At 34.0% G+C, this 18,959-nt stretch carries 16 protein-coding genes; 2 read left to right on the top strand and 14 right to left on the bottom strand.

Annotated features, from left to right (window positions below):
* The first annotated feature begins 92 nt into the window (after positions 1–92).
* Entirely contained in the window at positions 93–1,505 is a 1,413-nt protein-coding gene (locus Q0857_RS13970; RefSeq protein WP_298536336.1) for a rhodanese-like domain-containing protein, read from the top strand.
* A gap of 11 nt (positions 1,506–1,516) precedes the next feature.
* Here Q0857_RS13970 and Q0857_RS13965 read toward each other — a convergent pair whose 3' ends face one another.
* Together Q0857_RS13965 and dinB are read right to left on the bottom strand one after the other, a co-directional pair.
* Positions 1,517–4,528 carry a PHP domain-containing protein gene (locus Q0857_RS13965; protein ID WP_298536334.1) on the bottom strand — a complete coding sequence of 1,004 codons (3,012 nt, stop codon included), beginning with the start codon at positions 4,526–4,528 and terminating at the stop codon, positions 1,517–1,519.
* Between the two features lie 10 nt (positions 4,529–4,538).
* Positions 4,539–5,759 carry a DNA polymerase IV gene (gene dinB, locus Q0857_RS13960; RefSeq protein ID WP_298536332.1) on the bottom strand — a complete coding sequence of 407 codons (1,221 nt, stop codon included), beginning with the start codon at positions 5,757–5,759 and terminating at the stop codon, positions 4,539–4,541.
* A 104-nt stretch (positions 5,760–5,863) separates the two neighbouring features.
* Here dinB and Q0857_RS13955 point away from each other — a divergent pair, with 104 nt between their 5' ends.
* Positions 5,864–6,463 (top strand): S24 family peptidase, encoded by a 600-nt coding sequence (locus Q0857_RS13955; RefSeq protein ID WP_298536329.1) that lies wholly within the window; start codon positions 5,864–5,866, stop codon positions 6,461–6,463.
* On the opposite strand, the gene Q0857_RS13950 is transcribed toward Q0857_RS13955, so the two are convergent.
* The 12 genes from Q0857_RS13950 to Q0857_RS13895 form a co-directional block, all read right to left on the bottom strand.
* The gene (locus tag Q0857_RS13950) at positions 6,464–6,739 is read right to left on the bottom strand and encodes an ATP-dependent Clp protease adaptor ClpS (RefSeq protein ID WP_298536327.1); all 276 of its coding nucleotides are present in this window, start codon (positions 6,737–6,739) and stop codon (positions 6,464–6,466) included.
* Positions 6,740–6,771: 32 nt separating this feature from the next.
* Positions 6,772–7,608 carry a 50S ribosomal protein L11 methyltransferase gene (gene prmA, locus Q0857_RS13945; protein ID WP_298536325.1) on the bottom strand — a complete coding sequence of 279 codons (837 nt, stop codon included), beginning with the start codon at positions 7,606–7,608 and terminating at the stop codon, positions 6,772–6,774.
* A 39-nt stretch (positions 7,609–7,647) separates the two neighbouring features.
* The gene (locus Q0857_RS13940) at positions 7,648–8,283 is read right to left on the bottom strand and encodes a response regulator transcription factor (RefSeq protein WP_298536323.1); all 636 of its coding nucleotides are present in this window, start codon (positions 8,281–8,283) and stop codon (positions 7,648–7,650) included.
* Positions 8,273–10,141, bottom strand: coding sequence for a sensor histidine kinase (locus tag Q0857_RS13935; protein ID WP_298536321.1), 1,869 nt, complete (start codon positions 10,139–10,141; stop codon positions 8,273–8,275). The genes Q0857_RS13940 and Q0857_RS13935 overlap by 11 nt, the downstream gene beginning before the upstream one ends.
* A gap of 123 nt (positions 10,142–10,264) precedes the next feature.
* The gene (locus Q0857_RS13930) at positions 10,265–11,125 is read right to left on the bottom strand and encodes a hypothetical protein (RefSeq protein WP_298536319.1); all 861 of its coding nucleotides are present in this window, start codon (positions 11,123–11,125) and stop codon (positions 10,265–10,267) included.
* Positions 11,122–12,273 (bottom strand): LamG-like jellyroll fold domain-containing protein, encoded by a 1,152-nt coding sequence (locus Q0857_RS13925; protein ID WP_298536317.1) that lies wholly within the window; start codon positions 12,271–12,273, stop codon positions 11,122–11,124. The genes Q0857_RS13930 and Q0857_RS13925 overlap by 4 nt, the downstream gene beginning before the upstream one ends.
* Positions 12,274–12,279: 6 nt before the next feature.
* Entirely contained in the window at positions 12,280–14,247 is a 1,968-nt protein-coding gene (locus Q0857_RS13920) for a hypothetical protein (RefSeq protein ID WP_298536315.1), read from the bottom strand.
* Positions 14,248–14,254: 7 nt separating this feature from the next.
* Positions 14,255–14,905, bottom strand: coding sequence for an outer membrane beta-barrel protein (locus Q0857_RS13915; protein ID WP_298536313.1), 651 nt, complete (start codon positions 14,903–14,905; stop codon positions 14,255–14,257).
* A 14-nt stretch (positions 14,906–14,919) separates the two neighbouring features.
* A complete protein-coding gene (locus Q0857_RS13910; protein ID WP_298536311.1) occupies positions 14,920–16,302 on the bottom strand; it encodes a hypothetical protein in 1,383 nt (460 codons plus the stop codon).
* Positions 16,303–16,486: 184 nt separating this feature from the next.
* A complete protein-coding gene (tpiA, locus tag Q0857_RS13905) occupies positions 16,487–17,236 on the bottom strand; it encodes a triose-phosphate isomerase (RefSeq protein WP_298536309.1) in 750 nt (249 codons plus the stop codon).
* 80 nt (positions 17,237–17,316) lie between these two features.
* Positions 17,317–17,805: a TlpA disulfide reductase family protein gene (locus tag Q0857_RS13900; RefSeq protein WP_298536306.1), complete on the bottom strand. Its 489-nt coding sequence runs from the start codon at positions 17,803–17,805 to the stop codon at positions 17,317–17,319.
* 64 nt (positions 17,806–17,869) lie between these two features.
* Positions 17,870–18,946, bottom strand: a complete 1,077-nt coding sequence (locus tag Q0857_RS13895) for an ABC transporter permease (RefSeq protein WP_298536765.1) — start codon at positions 18,944–18,946, stop codon at positions 17,870–17,872.
* Positions 18,947–18,959: the final 13 nt, after the last annotated feature.

Here is an 18,959-nt window from a genome sequence, read left to right as displayed (position 1 = left end):
TTACAAATTGATTGCTAGGGGTTTAGTAATTTTGAATAATTAAAAAAACAACATTTTTTTCTAATCTAGAGAAAGTGATAAAATATTAAGATATGAAAATAGAACAGATTTATACGGGATGTTTAGCACAAGGGACATATTATGTAGAATCGCAAGGTGAAGTTGCTATAATTGATCCATTACGTGAAACACAACAATATGTTGATAAAGCAAATGCTGAGGGTGCTAAAATCAAATATATTTTTGAAACTCATTTTCATGCTGATTTTGTTTCAGGTCATATTGATTTAGCTAAAAAAACAGGGGCTACCATTATTTTTGGTCCTGGAGCAGAAACTTCTTATGACATTCATACCGCAAAAGATAATGAAACATTCATGTTAGGCGATGTTACTTTTAAGGTACTTCATACGCCTGGACACACTTTAGAATCTTCAACTTTTCTTTTAATTGATGAAAACGGTAAAGATCATGCCATTTTCTCTGGGGATACTTTATTTCTAGGTGACGTTGGTCGTCCAGATCTCGCGATAAAATCAAATCTAACTAAAGAAGATTTGGCAGGTATGCTTTTTGATTCTTTGCGTCGTAAGATTATGCCTTTGGCAGATGACATTATTGTTTATCCAGCTCACGGAGCAGGGTCTGCCTGTGGTAAAAATTTAAGTAAAGAAACTGTAGGTATTCTTGGTGAACAAAAAAAAACGAACTATGCTTTAAGAGCAGACATGACTAAGGATGAATTTGTTAAAGAAGTATTAAACGGTATTGCACCTCCTCCTCAATATTTTGCAAAGAATGCCATGATGAATAAGTCTGGCTATGATAATTTTGAAACTGTATTACAGAAAGGAAATACTGCTTTGAGTCCTGAAGTATTTGAAGCTATTGCAAACAATCAGGACGCCTTAGTTTTAGATGTTAGAACAGAACAAGAATTTGTAAAGGCCCATATTCCTAATTCTATATTTATTGGGTTAAATGGTGGTTTTGCGCCATGGGTTGGGGCTTTAATTACAGACTTAAAACAGCCAATTTTATTAGTTGCTCCAGAGGGCAAAGCACAAGAAACTGTAACTCGATTATCGCGTGTGGGTTATGACAATACTTTAGGGTATCTTAAAGGCGGCATCAATGCTTGGAAATCTGCAAACAAAGACATTGAAACTATAACCTCTGTAACTGTTGAAGAGTTTGCTAAAGATTTTAATAACAAAAAGATTACTGTTTTAGACGTTAGAAAAGATGGTGAATACAAATCAGAACGCCTTCAGGGAGATCACGTTCTGCACTTTGCCTTAGATTATATTAATGATAATATGAGTTCTATAGACCAAAGTAAACCCTATTATGTGCATTGTGCTGGTGGCTACAGATCTGTTATAGCAGCTTCAATTTTAAAAGCAAGAGGATTTAATAAGTTAAAGGATATAGCTGGAGGGTTTGCAGCCATAAAGAATTCAGATTTGCCAATTACTGCTTTTGTGTGTCCATCAACTTTATAAATTCTATTTACCTAACTATTAACTGTAACTGATTTCGGAAATGCTTTTCGGTTATAGGTCATATCAAATCTAGGGTCTGATATATAAGGCATTCTTTCTTGCTTTATAACTTCAATGCTTAAAAAATTAAATTCTTCAACAACTTTTCCAATAATACAATACACCCCTTTACCTTTAAAAGGATATTGTTTGGCTACAGGCGGAAAATGTACCGTATCTAACCATTGACCATCTTGATCTAAGAATGTGCCAAAATGCATACGATCTCCTTTGTGTGTGCTTGTATTTTTAGCCGTAATCAAATATCCATAAATAGTTATCACCCTATTTTTATAAGCCTTTAAATCTGCTGCTAAAATCTTATTATTTGGTCGTTTTTCTAGAAGTGAAAACACATTATACATAGTAAAACCCAACAATTCTAATTGGTCAAAAGCATTCTCTAAATCTGTTATTGTAAATTCTGGTAGCGCAAATGCTTTGGCTCCAATTCTAAACAACTGAGGTTGTAACTCATCAATAGACAAATGATTACATTTATAATAAGCTTCCCATAGCAACGTACGCTTGTCCTTTCCTAAACTTCTAAATGCATCAACTCTAATAAGAATATCTAATTGTTCTATAGACATTGGCACACGTTCTATAAAATCATCTAATGACAAAAAATATCCGTTTACTCTTGCCTTCAGTAAATTAATCATATTACGTTTTTCAAATCCTTGTAAATGCTGAAACCCTAAATAAATATCAATACCTTGAATGAGTGTTTCAATAGTGCTTTTATTAATACAAGGCGGATGAATAAACCCGCCTTGTTTTTTGGCTTCATGCAAATAGAGTTCTGTTCTATAAAACCCTCCTCCGTTATTTACAGTAGCCACCATATATTCCAAAGGGTAGTAACATTTTAAAAATAAACTTTGATAAGATTCTACAGCATACGATGCAGAATGTCCCTTAGCAAAAGCATAACCAGCAAAACTTTCAATTTGCCGCCAAACTTCAAATATTACGGCATCTTGCTCTCCCTTTTTTCTACAGTTAGAAATAAACTTTTCTTTAACTGCTAAAAACTCTTCCCTAGAGCGGTATTTTCCACTCATTCCTCTACGCAACACATCGGCTTCTCCCAAATCCAAACCTGCATAATGATGCGCTACTTTAATCACATCTTCTTGATAAACCATGATTCCATAAGTATCGGGCATAATATTCCATAACACTGGATGTGCTTTTTTTCTACGCTCTGGGTTTTTATGACGTAGAATATACTCACGCATCATACCACTTTTAGCAACACCAGGACGAATAATAGAACTTGCTGCTACCAGCGTTAAATAATCTCTAACACCAAGTTTTTTAAGAAGCATACGCATGGCTGGAGATTCTACATAAAAACAGCCTATACATTCTGCTTTTTCTATCATGGTATTAATATACTCATCAACAAAAAATGATTTTGCATTATGAATGTTGGGTAATTTAACCTCTGGCTTATTTACTTTAATTATAGCAATGGCATCTTTTATTTTTCCTAACCCACGTTGCCCTAAAATATCAAACTTATATAAGCCTACATCTTCTGCAATATGCATATCAAACTGAACCGTTGGAAATCCTTTTGGAGGCATATTAGTAGCAGAAAAATAGTGGATGGGTTTTTCTGAAATTAATATGCCTGCAGCATGAATACTAATATAATTTGGACGTCCTTCAAAATACTTAGCATAACGCAAAACTAATATAGACAACTCATCTAACTGGTTATAACTAAATTTCCCTGAGCATAATTTATCTATTTCATACTTAGGTAATCCAAATACTTTTCCTAGTTCACGTACTGCCCCACGGTATTGAAAAGTTACATAAGCGCCTAGAAGCGCAACTTGTCCATTAGCTCCAAATTCTTCAAAAATAAAACGCGTAACATCTTCTCTATCCCATGTTGAAAAATCAATATCAAAATCTGGTGGGGTAGTACGGTATAAATTCATAAACCGCTCAAAATACAAATCCAATTCTATAGGATCTACATCTGTAATTTCCAATAAATAAGCAACAATACTATTAGCCCCGCTCCCTCTACCTACGTAATAATATCCTTTTGATTTTGCATATTGAATGATCCTCCAATTAATCAAAAAAAAGCTTACATAATTTTGATGTTTAATAAGACGTAATTCTTTTTTCAAACGTTGTTTGATGGTTTTTGAAATCTCATCGTATCGCTTAGGTAAACCTTCATAACAAAGCGCTACTAACTTTTGATAATCCTGTACTTTATTTCTAGTTAGGGTTGATAAATTTTGACTCTTTTTATTCTTAGAAAAATCAAACTCAATACTACAACGCTCCAATAGCCGTGTCGTATTTCTCAAAATATGAGGAAAATTTTCAAAGGCTTTTTCTAGCTCATAAATTGGTACTAATTTATGTTCTAATAATCCTTGCTGTAATTTAGGCAACTTACTTAAAAGCACATTATTATCAATAGCTCTTAATAACCTGTGTATATTGAAATCTCGTTTATGTCTAAAACTTACTGTATGCAACACTACCAATTTATCCTTAAATTGATTCAAATTTGAAAATTGAAGTTTATTGATATCGCTAATTGATATTCCTATAAATTCATTTTTAGTAAAGTCCTGTTTTTTTAATTCTAATAACTTCTTAAACGGATAGATTGTGATAGCTTTCTTAAAACTAGGAGCTACATCAGGGAACCGTTTATCATTATGTAAGTGGTTTGAAAGGAAATTATTGAGTTCTAAAAAACCTTCGTTATTAATTGCTAAACACACATAACACTGATGATTTTTATTTCTGAAATCTATCCCAACTACAGGGCTAACCTCATATTTTGGTGCATACTTAATAAAGTTTAAGCATCCAGAAGTATTATTAATATCGGTAAGCGGAAATATGCTACAACCATTTTTTTGAGCCAATGCTAGAAGTTCTTTTTCAGGTATCGTACCATAACGCAGACTATAATGTGAATGATTATTTAAAAACATAATACTAAAACTATTGTGTACGATGCGCTAATACAATGGGAGGCTCTCCATTAAAAGGGTTAGTAAAATTACCTACAGACCTCGCCCCTTCTCCTAATGCCGCTGCGCGAAACACACTGCGTGATCCATACCGTAAGCGAATTTTATCCATAGCACTATATAGATTAACCGTTCTTTTCTCATCATCAAACAAATTAATTTGATAGGTCCCTGAGGTAATACCTCCAAACCTAACACCTACCAAACGAATAAGCACACGCCTATCATACAATTTATCGAACAACTCCTGTACCAACGGAATTAAATGATGATCTGCCGATGTATATGGTATTTTTAATTGTTTAGAGCAAGTTTGAAAATCTGAATACCGAATTTTCACAGTCACTACCGAAGTTAATTTTCCTCCACGTCGTAATTGAAACGCAAGGTCTTCAGCCATAGCCGCAAGTGTGGTTCTTATTTTTAAAATATCAATAGTATCCTGACCATAAGTACGCTCACTTGAAATAGATTTACGCTCATGATATTCTATAATTGGTGTATTATCTATACCATTAGAACGCTGCCAAATAACTCGTCCGTTTTTACCAAAAACCGAAGTCATCATTTCTACAGGCATTTGTTGTACAGTATGTACAGTCTTCATCCCCATATTACAAAATGCTCTAAATGTTTTTTCGCCCACCATGGGAATTTTTTTAATAGAAAGCGGCGCCAAAAAATTCTTTTCAGAACCAAAACCTATTTTTAATTGGTTATTAGGTTTTGCTTCATTTGTAGCAACCTTAGAAACGGTTTTATTCCCTGAAAGTCCAAAGGATATGGGTAAACCAGACTCTCTCATTATTTTTTTACGCAATTCAGTAGCATATTTATAGCATCCAAAAAAACGATCCATCCCTGAGAGATCTGCATAAAACTCATCAACACTAGCCTTCTCTAAAACTGGCACGTCGCTTTGTATTATTTCTGTAACAAGTTTTGAATATTTGGTGTATGTGCCTGCATTACCTCTAATAAAAATAGCCTGCGGGCATAGTTGCCTTGCCATTTTTGCGGGCATTCCAGAATGCACACCATAGGCTCGTGTCTCATAACTAGCTGCACTTACTACACCACGCCCTCCTGTACCACCAACTATCACAGGTTTATTATTTAACCTACTATCTAAGAGTCGTTCGCAGGAAACAAAAAAAGTGTCCAAGTCCAAATGTAAAATAGTGCGTTTCATAAAAATATTTGTTCTACAAAAATATAGAACAAAAACAAATATTCTATATTTATACATATATTTGTTATTAACAAATTAAAACATCTATTTAAAAACCTCTGTAGATGAAGGATTTACACAACAACCAAATAGCCCTTTTAAAACTACTCAACGAGCAAGTTGACAACCCACTAACCATACGACAAATTCAAGAAAATTTAAAGTTATCTTCTTCAAGTGTAGTTGCACATCATATTCAAAAACTAGAACAAAAAGGATATTTAAAACGTAATCCACACAACCCAAGAGATTATCAAGTTTTCCTTAATCCTGAACGCCCAATTATCTATTTAAACCTTTATGGACATGCACAATGTGGTAAAAATGGAACGATATTGGATGGCAACCCTATTGATAAAATTCCCATCGCCTCTCGTTTACTTAAATTCCCTGCTCATGAAGGATTTATTGTTACTGCTCGTGGTAATTCTATGGAACCTTTTATAAAGGAAGGTGATTTAGTAATTGCCCAAAAGAAAAATGAAGCTCTAAACGGAGATAAAATTATATGTGTTTATGGAGAAAAAGTTCTTATTAAAAAGTTTTTTAAACAGAATGAAACTATTTCTCTAACGTCTTTAAATAGTGAGGGGCATCCCCCTATAATTGTGGATGACTACTTTAAAATTGAGGGTGTTGTTAAAAATGTACTAAAGTATAGCTAACTAAACTATCTCTGCACTTAATCCTGCCTCTAAAAGCATGGTACAACGTGGTTTCAAGTCATCAAACACACCTGTTTTAACCGTACATTTACCTTTGTAATGCACAAGTAAGGCACACTGTTCTGCTTGTTCTGCAGTATGCTCGCAGGCATAAATTAGTGTTTCAATAACGTGGTCAAAAGTATTAACATCATCATTAAACAAGACTATTTCATTTTGAGTTAAGACTTCCTCCTCAAGTAGTAATTCTTCGGATATTTTTTCTTTAGTACCCATGTCTTTAATTATGTTTTTTTGAAAAACTTGCACTAATTTAAAAATTTTAAAGCAACCCAATTGTTTCTTTCAAATTTTTCTTCAAATTTTAACAAATGATTTTCACATTCTGCTTTAATCATAGGGATGTCATCATTATAAAATCCACTTAAAAACAACATACCGCCCTTATTCAAACAAGATATGTAGGTTCCCATGTCTTGCATTAAAATATTGCGATTTATATTAGCGATAATAACATCATACTTTTTTTCTACAAGAACAGAAGCATCTCCTTCAATAACGGTTATATGTTTACAATTATTTCGCTCTACATTTTCAATACTATTTAAATAGCACCAATTATCATAATCTACAGCATCAATGGGTTTAGCGCCTTTTAGTTCTGTTAAAATAGCCAAAACTCCAGTTCCGCAACCCATATCTAAAACCGATTTACCTTCAAAATCATTTTTTAAAATATGCTGAATCATCATATGTGTGGTTTCATGATGCCCTGTACCAAAACTCATTTTGGGCTCTATAATAATATCATATTGTGTATCAAACTTATCATGAAAAGGAGCTCTTACAGCACACGCACTATCAACCACAATAGGGTTGAAATTTTTCTCCCACTCTGCATTCCAATTGGTTTGTTCTATTTCATCGAACTCGAAAGTAATTTTAAATTCCTCTGATTTTAAAATTTGTATATCATCTAAAATATTCCCGTGCCATTCTTCTTTTTGAATATAGGCAGTTACACCTTTTTCAGTTTCAACAAAACTCTCAAAACCGGCATATCCTAGCTCTGCAATAAGAATTTCAACTCCTGGTTGTAAAGGATCTACCTTAAATTCGTAACCAATATAAATGATGTTAGACATAGTCGTTTTTTTGCGACTACAAAGATATGAACTTACGGGCTATAACAATTCTTTCTCAATCGCTATTTTAATAATCCCCACACTATTTTTAGCACCAAGTTTACTCATAATATTCATACGGTGGGTTTCCACGGTTTTTGGACTAATAAAGAGTTTTTCTGAAATTTCTTGGGTGGTTAACTCCTCTGAAATAGCCACTAAAACATCCTGTTCTCTTCTAGTAAGCTTGGGTTTTAAACCATTATCAGTTGTTTTTTTAGAGCCTTGGTTTAGTAAACTAGCCTGAATGTCTTTTTGCAAAAATAACTCACCAGATAATACCGTTTTCATGGCGGTAACCAACTCGAGTTTATCTGTATTTTTTAATAAATAACCATGAACCCCATTTTTAAGCATGCGTTTTACAAATGATATATCTTCAAAATTAGTTAAGGCAATAATCTTTAATTCTGGGTTTGTTTTTAGAAGCATTTTACTTAAATCGATACCATTTATATCTGGTAAATTAATATCTAAAAACAACACATCTGGCGCATCTTTTTCAATATTATCAAGGGTGTCTTGTGCATGTTCATACATACCCACTACCTGTAATTCTGGTGTACCCTGAAGCATCGCCGCAATGCCCTTTAAAACCATTTTATGGTCGTCTGTTATCGCTACTTTAATCACCATTAAGTTTATCTTTATCTATATCTATGGCATACGAGGTTCCTTTGTTGTTCGAAATTAAATCGACATCAGCTTGTAAATAATCAACTCTAGATTGTACGTTACTTAAACCTATACCAGGACTTTCAATATTATTTTTATCAAAGCCTGTTCCGTCATCCTCAACGGTTACCTGAATCATATTATTCCGATGACTAATTTGAACATTAATGTTAGAGGCTTTGGCATGCTTTACACCATTAGTAATTAATTCCTGAATGATTCTAAAGATATTCACTTCGGCTTGTTTAGGGATATTAATAACCTCTCCTAGTTGTTGAAACGTAATCTCTAAATTAGAGTTTAAACTATTTAAATTATTGCAATAGGCCTCGGTTGCCTCCACAAGGCTAAATTTTTCTAAGGTTGGAGGCACCAAATTATGCGAAATAGCCCTTACCTGTTTACAAGAGTCATCTATCATGGTTATGGCCTCTTTAATTACTTTATTATTCATTTCTAGTAAAGACGATAGTTTGTATTTTATGGCCGATAAATCCCCATTAACGCCATCATGCAATTCTTTAGCAATCCTGAGCCGTTCTTTTTCCTCGCCTTCAATAAGTGATTCAAGCGTTTTTATTTGAAACTCCCGTTTTAGTGTTAATATTTCCTGGTTTTTTCTTTTTTGGCGCTGTTTAAGCAAAAACACTAATAAGATGGTCGATACCACCAAAAAGATAATTCCTCCCAACATATAATTGTTCTGGGCTTTCTTTTTCTGAATCTCTGATTCTTTTTCTTTAAGTTCTAATTGTTGTGTTGCTATTTCCTTGTCTTTTTTTTCGGTTTGGTATTTTCTATCCGCATTGGTCAATAACATTTTATTTTCAGACTTATATACAGAATCAATATATGTTACATAGGTATTTAATAATTCATTAGACCTTTTATAATTCCCTAACTTTCCTTCTATTAAAGAACGCTTCCTGTATGCCATATCTGCATACCACAAACTTTTCACCTCAAAAGAGTCTATGTTTTTAGTATTATAAATATGCGCCGCTTTATTAAAATTACCTCTTTCATACTCTAAATTCCCCATTAACAGATCACTTTCAATAATAGTTCGTTCTAATTTTCTTCGTATGGCATAGTCTTTAGATTTTGTTATTGACACTTCTGCCTCTTCGTAATTCTTTAATTCAGTTTGAAGTCTTCCTAGGGTCAGATATAGGTAGTGGGATACTTCAGGTAAATCAATTTTATTACAAATTTCTTCAACTCTTTCTAAATAAGGTTCTGCTTCTTTATATTTTTTTTCTCGCATTGCATGGAATGCTAAATTCATTGAAGCATAAGACTCAACCCTAATTTCTTTTGATCTATTAGCCATTTCTCTTGTCAGTTCTAAATAATATTTAGCCTCCTCAAAAAAACCAGCATTTTCATAAATTACAGAATGATTGTAGTACAAAAAACAAAGTTCATAATCATCATCTTTGTTTAATTCAATAGCTTTTAAACTATACTCTAATTCTTTTTCTATATTATTTGAATTCTCATAAGTTCTAGAATAATTACCGTAAAGAATACCCCTTACAGTTTTATTATCACTAATATCTAAAGCGGTAAGTGCTTTATCATAATAAGATCGTGCAAACTCTTGATTTCCATTCTCAGACTCAATCAACCCTAAATTATTATAAATTTCAGCCAATTGATAATTGTCAGACTTTAGAGAATAAAACAATGCACTATCCGCATAAAACTTTGCTTTATCAAATTCATAATCCATAGCTTCAGCTGACAGGGTCAAATAGAGATTTGTTAAAACTGTATCAACTTTCGTTTTTTTTAGCTCTAATTTCAAACTATCCATTCCCGGGGTTTGGCCCCCCAAAAAAAACGACGTAAACAATAAACAAACACTAAATATATTTTTCAAAATACACACTATATAAAAGTTTCTTAAATGTAAGAAAATTATAAATTACTTTTAGATTTAGTTACACAGATCACTACCTCCAATAACCCATTTATCACCATTAATATAATAGGCACCATCCTCGGTATAACGCTCTATGGGCATATAACTAACCTCTCCGGCATTGGATGTAAGACGTAACACCATATAATTATTAATATCCATTAAACTCCAAAGCCCTTCACCTGCACTGGTGCTAGACCAAGTCTCACCATCCATAGCGGGACCACCTGCACTTAAATCGGAGTAACCATCTATAACAAACCTGCCGTTTGAACAAAAATGAATAGTCGTCTTGCTACTAGACCCAACACTTACCGTATTATCATAATCCGATGTGTAATAGGAACTATAATTAATAAGCTTTCTGCCCTTAAACATTCTGGCATTTTGCTGTGCTTGCGAATTCATAAAGGTTCTATATTTTATAGATTTTGAAACCACAACAGCTAAGTCTTGTAAATCATCTGTAAAGTTCGATTTTGAGGCAATAACAACCGTCGTTACTCCGCCTCTTCCCCAGAGCTTACTTCTAGAAACTACGGTTACAACCACAATTTCCTGGTCATTACTACTGCCTTGATATAACGCTATGAAATCGCCATTTTCAAGTTCCATAATATCTGTAGCCAATGCAGCTTGCCACCCCTCCTCATCCATGTTTTGTTGCATATTTTGTAAAATCATGTCTTCTGATGTCCAGCCGTGTTCTATAAATAATAAACCTGCTTGTACATTAGGATTGCTGCACATAATTTGTCCATAGTTTTCTTCTTGCACCTCCCAACCACTTGGCAAATTAGCTTGCATAGCGATACCTGTAAAACGCGTTTGTGCAACCGTTGTCATGGTTATAAATAATAAAAAGATAAGTCTCATTTTTTTAAGATTTTAAACACCTTAGTCTGTTGATTCTCTTGATTTTGCACTGCTACAAAATATAACCCAGGAGCTTGATTACTCATTTGTATCTGGGCTTTATTGGAACTATTATTAATACTATTTAATATTTTACCACTCACATCATAAAGTGATACATTAAAACTACCTAGCTTGTTAAAGTTAATGATTAACGTATCAATAACAGGGTTAGGGTAGAACTTAATCGTATTTTCTACGAAACTATCGTCTTCTATATTTAGCGGAGCCTCACATTTTCCGTTAGCTCCTGCGTTATAAATACTTTGAATTTCTGTTTCTGATAGTGCACGGTTGTAAACTGAAACCTCATCGATTTGACCACCAAAATAGTTTACATAGTCTTTATTTTGGTTATCATATTGCGCCCCGATAGTTAACGGCAACCCTGCACTACTTGCAGGTGGGTTTGTAAATGGAACCCATCCAAAATTAAACCCATCGGCATAAATAGTATGTTGATTACCCTTACGCACATACACATAATGATGCCATTGAAAATCTTCAAAAGAAGGTCCTCCTAAATCAATATTGGCTCCTGCAGTATCTTGAAAAGCGCAATTTAATGTCGCTCCAGAAAAACGCATAGAAAAAACAGTTGGTTCTTCTTGAGCACCTTTGCAGACCACTGTGTTTTCAGAATTAAATACGGTTTGTACTGCCCATAATTCAACCGTAATATCTCCTGTAATATCTAAACTTTCACTAGCCGGTATAACTACAACATCATCTACGCCATCAAACAAAAAGGCTTTGTTAACTGATCCTGTTGCATAAGTCGCCCCATTAGATGTTCCATGGTTACCGCCCACCAAGTCATTGGCATTATCTTCAGCCGCCCACCAACTTATCAAGTTATGTGGAGGTGTTACACAGTCCAAGTTTTGAGAGGCTTGATTGTTTAGCTGATGTTTACCTATAAATCCTTCGGAAACTTCAATTGTATTGGCTGAATATTCATTAATTGAAACTTCTCCAATTGTTGAAACGACCGATATAGGTCCTGACTTAGCGGTTCCACCTCCATTATCTAAACTAGTTATTTTAATATTGAATTGAGAATATCCCAATTGCCCGATAATTAATAACAGTGTTGTAATTTTTTTCATAATGTTTTATTTTTTAAAGACCACAAAATTGAAAGACTCGTCTGAAAGCGAGCCAGATGTACTATAAGTATTCACAGCTATATAGCTTGTATTTCTAACCGTTTTAATAAAACCTATATCCCCATGAAGCGAGGACACCACCATATAATCTCTATAATTAGAAGGTGGATTATTAAAAACGACTCTGTAAGCTCCTGTTCCTGTTTTTGAGATGGTAAAACCAGCCGATGAAGCGGAAGTAACCTCGCCTACACTTGTTATCAAACCGTAGATATACGCTTTCATATCGGCATCGCCCGAGTCTTTTCCTTGAACTTCCTCTACGTCTAAGGCTCCGTTAATGGTAGTATTTCCATTTTTAAGTACTACCATGGCATCACTGACATTAGCGGACCCTGTTCCATTACCTATAACAAATAAGGGATCTGTAGCTACAAATGAGGTTATTGACCCTCCAGAGTTTGTATTATATTGACCAATTGTGGTTTGTGCAAAACTTTCTGAAGTGGTTAGGCTTCCCATGGCTATAGATCTATTTCCAATAGCCGTTGTTCCTTGCCCCATGGCTGTTGAATGATTTCCTGACGCCAGCGTTCCGCTATTAAAAGTAACTGCATAATCACCCGAAGCTATTGTATTACTACCTATTGCAAGAGTACTTATTCCAGTAGCACGTGTATTTTTCCCAATAGCTATAGAATTTAAACCAGATGCGATGGTGCTTTCTCCCATAGCAATAGCGTATCGACCAGATGCTTTTGTAGTGCTCCCCATCGCTACAGAATAATAGCCAGTTGCACCATAATTTCCTGTACCCTTACTAATACTCAAGTCTAATGCATTTTGCCCTACGTTACCATATTTATCAGGGTCTCTACCCAACAAACGATAGCCGAAATCAAAACCTCTGGGAACGCTTTCTAAACTACCAAAGCTATTGGCAGCTTCCCAATGTGTTCCAGAATCACTAGTATTCATTACCAATACTTCCCCGGCTTCTCCTTTACTTATAGGTAAGGTATATCCAGAATCATCATTATTTGCATCAACCGTTAAAACCCCATTAATTTCTGTATTCCCATTTTTTAACATCACAAGTGCATCACTTCTATCATTAATATTAGTACCATTACCAATGACAAATAATGGGTCTGTTTCTACAAAAGATTTAGATGAACTAGAAACATTCGTATTATAGCTTCCTATAGTGGTTTGATTATAAGATGCTGCTATAGTTTCTCTACCAAATACTGTACTATAATAACCAGAAGCTTTTGTACTACTACCAAAGGCAGATGAGCTATGACCCAAAGCTTCGGTGTAGGCTCCAAAAGAGGTTGCATAGGTATCAGCTGCTTGGGTGTTATAACCAAATGCAACTGAATATTCGGCCGAGGCTTCTGTATTATAACCAGATGCAAAGGCCCCTTCTTGGGTAGCTCCTCTGGTTTCAGATTCAGAACTTTGAAACGATAAGTCTATGGCTTCTTCTCCAATATCACCATGATTAGCAATTACCGCATCGGCTAAACGATACCCTTCATTACCATTTTCTGTAACCTTTACTAAATTTCCCATATTGGTGATGGTACCAGTAAACGTTTCGGCTGTTTTAGCATGCAACGCGTAAGGTACCTGCTTAAAGGCGGTTGTTCCTAAATCTACCAAACCATTGCCAATATCTATGGCAACATTTAGAAATTGTTCTTTGGTCCAATCTATTGTTTCAAAAACACCTAAAGTTGGACTACCTTCACCTATATTCGTAACAACTATACCATTTTTATTGGTAGTTATAAGGCGTGTTTCTTTATAAATATCTATAGTCCCGTTTTCTTTAATTGTGAAATATATGGTTACTGGAGTATTAGCTACAATTTGATCGCCATCTTGAATAACAGCCTTGTAATTAATTCCTTGCTGGCTAAAACCCATTGTTGAGAGCAGTAGACATAAAATATAAAACCTTTTCATAATTAGTTTATTTTGAATGACCCTTTTCATTTCCGAACTGATATGAAACCCCCACCTGAATGTTATTTATCTTTAAATAGTTATCACTATTTCCACCTTTTAATAAATTGGTTTGTCCCCAATCATATCGAGCACCTACAGCAATTGTTTCTGAAATATTATATGACAAACCAAAATCTATCGCAAAATTTGTTGTTTTCACCCTTTCGCCCGTATCTAAAAGAAACCCTAAACTGGGTCCCGCTTGGGCTTTAAACTGTTCTGAAATATGATACGACACTAAAACAGGCACCTGTATTTGGTTAAAACCTTTCACTCCAACGAATCTTATTTCTGGCTGTAGCTCAAATTTGTTTGATAAATTAATATCTGCTAACGCCAATCCTATATAGAAACCTGTTTTATTAGAAGACTCACTATAACTAAAAGATGATAGCGATGCCCTGTTTAAACTGGTAGATGCTTTTGAAACCGAAATCTTGGTGGTTATATCAGTATCTGGTAATGGTGTATTATCCATTGGAGGTTCCGTATTTGGGTTAGAAACCGCATAGTTAATATCCATAAAATTAACACCTCCTGTTACTTTTATTTTTTGCCCGTAAGTGAATGTGGTTATAAAGCACATTAACACTGATATTCTGATTAATATTTTCATGATTATTTTAGTTTTTAATTGGTTACTATAATGGATTCTGTAATTATGTAATAATCTTCTACTCTTATATCTTCCACTTCTCCAACACAAATACAAGTATTTGTTTCCCAAACAGTTTGAATACTTGTATCGTTAAAACTTGCACGTTTTAAAATAGATTTCTGCAAATCATCACTTTGCGCAAACCAATACACCATTTGGTTTTTTAGATCTAATTTCATTCTATGAGGTAAGATATCTGAAGTGGTTGGGTGATTCCCTGCTATTTCAACAACATTTAAATTTGTTTCTGTTCCTTCCAAATTACTAGTCCCTACAGTATAATATCTTTGGCTACCCCGGTTGTAAGAAAGAATCATGTAGATTGTTTTATTAGGTAGATCTACGGCTATATCATGTATTTCATGACCATCAGTAGTGAAAATGGTACTACCTTGCAAGCTAGAACTACTAACTGGATTGTAGGTATATAGAGCATGTCTATCATGCATGATTAATAGCGGATTTTCAGTTTCCTGCACCCAAATTTTCTTAATCGCATTTGCTCTGGTCGCGTTCTCTATTTGAGCCAATAAGGTTTTATTGGTTCCATCTGCATTCATTTTATAAAGCCCATGCCTACCTACTTTAGTTAAATCTGCACCTTCTAAGAAATAATATATTTCTTGTTCTGTTTGGTTTTTGGCTAGTGCACTAAACAGGTAATTTGACGTAGATACACTCATTATTTCACGTCCTCCCTCTGAAGGATTTACAGAAGTAATATTAGCATCTAAACCAGATTCTGTAGAACCAACAAGCAATTCGTTAAACTCAGGATAGACCATTAATGATTTTCCTTTGGTTACATCTTTTGATAATATGGTTTCTTTGCTTGTACCATCATTATAAATATCTAATCTGTTTATACTTGCATACTGCCTATCTGAGAAAAATAATTGAAAAACTATAGCTAGTTCTTCCTCTTCCTCTTCTTCTTCAGACTCTCCCACAACACATTGGATTGTTCTTGTAGTAGATGCGTTATTATCATTTGCATCTCTAAAAAGGAATTTAATTGTATAGAAACCAGGAGTGTCTATTGAAAAATTCGCTGTTAAATCTAATATGGTATTATTTTCACTAAAGTTACTTTCTACATCGGCATCTACTAAGTTACCATCGGCATCGGTAATTGTGAAAATTCCAAAAACAACCGCATTATTATCTGTTGCTCTGGCATGTATTTCTATAGAATTGGGCGAAAAACCACTATCACTTGTATAGAAAATAGAGTTATCATTTGGTTTAATAATCTCTATTAAAGGCGCTTCGTCATCACCCTCTAAAGGTTCTGTTTTACAAGCAACTAACAGTATTGATATTGCAAATACAAAAAGAAGTTTTAAAATTTTCATAAGGCTAAAATTGTTTGATTAATAACTGATTGCAAGTTACTTTGAGGTCTATAAAAAAAAGTAAGGGCATTCCTTGATTTGTAAAAAATCAGGGAATACCCTTAAAAATGTTTGAAACAAAAAAGACCTGTTAAACTTAAAAGTTCAACAGGTCTTAATCATGAATTTTATACTTCTATTTTATTTAAAAAGCATTTACAATTGCAAAGAAATCTTCTGCTTTAAGTGAAGCCCCTCCAATTAAACCGCCATCTACATCTGGCTTAGAGAAAATCTCCTCAGCGTTAGCAGGTTTCACACTACCTCCATAAAGGATAGATAGACTATTGGCAACATCATTACCGTATTTATCTGCTAGTGTTTTTCTAATAAAGGCATGCATATCCTGCGCTTGCTCTGGACTAGCTGTTTCTCCTGTTCCAATTGCCCAAACAGGTTCGTAAGCTAAGACGATATTTTGAAACGCATCTGCACCTAAATGAAATAATGCGTTTTTAATTTGACTCCCTACAACAGCTTCTTCATTTCCTGCTTTTCTATCAGCAAGTTCTTCTCCAAAACAAAAAATAACGCGCATACCATTAGCTAAAGCTGCATCTACTTTTTTAGCCAACAACTCATCGGTTTCATTAAAATACTCACGACGTTCACTATGCCCTAATATTACAGTATTTACACCAATACTTTTTAGCATTCCTGCACTAATTTCACCTGTATAAGCACCACTTTCAGCAAAATGCATATTTTGAGCAACTACTTCAATAGTTGAGCCTTTTACGCTATTACTAGCCTGAGATAAATTTACAGCAGTTGGCGCAATCATAACCTCTGCATTAGTTGTTTTATTTTGAGCTTTTAAACTTGCGATTAACGCTTCTGTTTGCGCTACATCGTTATTCATTTTCCAGTTTCCTGCTACAATTTGTTTTCTCATAATTCTTACTTCACCTTCACAACTAGAAGGGTTTTATTTTATTATTAATATTATTCTGTACTAAGACGACGCAAATATAATTATTCTAAAGCTTCGGTTATCTGATTATTATCAGCTTCTACAGCTTTAAATAATTTTATGTTTCCTTTTGAATCGACCACCATATATCTGGGTATCCAATCGATATTTACAAAGTTTCCAAAAGCGCTATCCTTTCCATTTGGCAAGTAATAATGTTCACCTTGAACATCATATTTTTTAATACCACGTTTCCAAGCATCTTGACCTCTATCTAAAGATAAAAATATATAAGCAGCTTCTGGATTGGCCTTTTGTAATGCTTTTACTTTTGGCATACCTTTAATACAATCGCCACACCAGGATGCCCATATATCGATTACAATCATTTTTCCCTCATGGGTTTCCAATATATCCTTAAACAATACAGATTCTCCATCTAAAGAAATAAATGTATCGTTTAAAGCAGCCTCATTAAACTTAGTAGGTACATCTTTAATACAACTCAAAAACCCAATAAGTAGAACCAATAAATATTTCGTTTTTTTCATTTTTAAAACACTTTATTAGGTTAAACAGTCTCTATTTTTAAACCAAACTAACAAAAGCAGTATATTATTCTAACTTAACTTTTGGATCTAACCATACATAAATTAAATCTACAAAAACATTGATAATTATAAATAACAAAGCAATAATTAACACCGACCCCATTATTACTGGCAAATCTAAGGTGTTTAAGGCATTTACTATTTCTTTTCCTAGTCCATTCCAGCCAAAAATATATTCTACAAAAACGGCTCCTGCTAACATTGATGCAAACCAACCTGAAATAGCCGTTACTACAGGATTCAAAGCATTTTTAATAGCATGCTTTTTAATGATTTGAAATTCACTTAAACCTTTCGCCCTCGCAGTTCTTATATAATCTTGATTAAAAACTTCTAGCAAGGAATTTCTCATTAACTGAATAACCACAGCTAGAGGGCGAATACCTAATACAATAGCAGGTAAAATTAAGTTTTTCCATTTGATATGTATCGCTTCACCGAAATCGTCTAACTCAAATAAGCTTCCTGTCATTTCCAAATGTGTGTACTCATGTAAAATATATCCAAAAAACCAGGCAAATAAAATAGCACTAAAAAACGAGGGAATACTCATCCCAAATGTACTCAAAACCATAATGGTTTTATCTAACCAGGTATCTTTATAAAGGGCAGAAACAACGCCTAAAAACACGCCTAAAACAATAGCAATACAAATAGCAGATACTGCCAATACAAATGTATTAGGTAATGTTTCAGATAAAACTTGGCTTACCTTTTTTCCTTGCTTTGTAAACGACTCTCTTAAATAAGGCCACTTTAATACAATAGTTGTATTGCCTAGGGAAACCACCTTTGCTTCATTATACTTCCCTGATCGCAAATACGTATAGTCAGTGGATTGGTTGGAATGAAATGAAACGGGAGACAAATCATTTAAATAATACAAATACTGTGTACCGATTGATTTATCAAAGCCATATTTCTGCTTTACTAAAGCCAATTGCTCACTATCTTCATTTTGACCAAGCATCATTTGAGCAGGGTCTCCAGGAAGAATATTGAACAAAAAGAAAATAACAGTAACTACCCCAAACAGAGTTAGAATAGCATATAGAATTTTATTTAATAGGTAACTTATCAGTTGTTAGTTATTT

Origin of the sequence: uncultured Algibacter sp., assembly GCF_947495925.1 — a bacterium.
Lineage (GTDB): Bacteria > Bacteroidota > Bacteroidia > Flavobacteriales > Flavobacteriaceae > Algibacter_E.
Note: the sequence above shows the minus strand (reverse complement) of the source record. Positions and strands in the feature narration are given on the sequence as shown.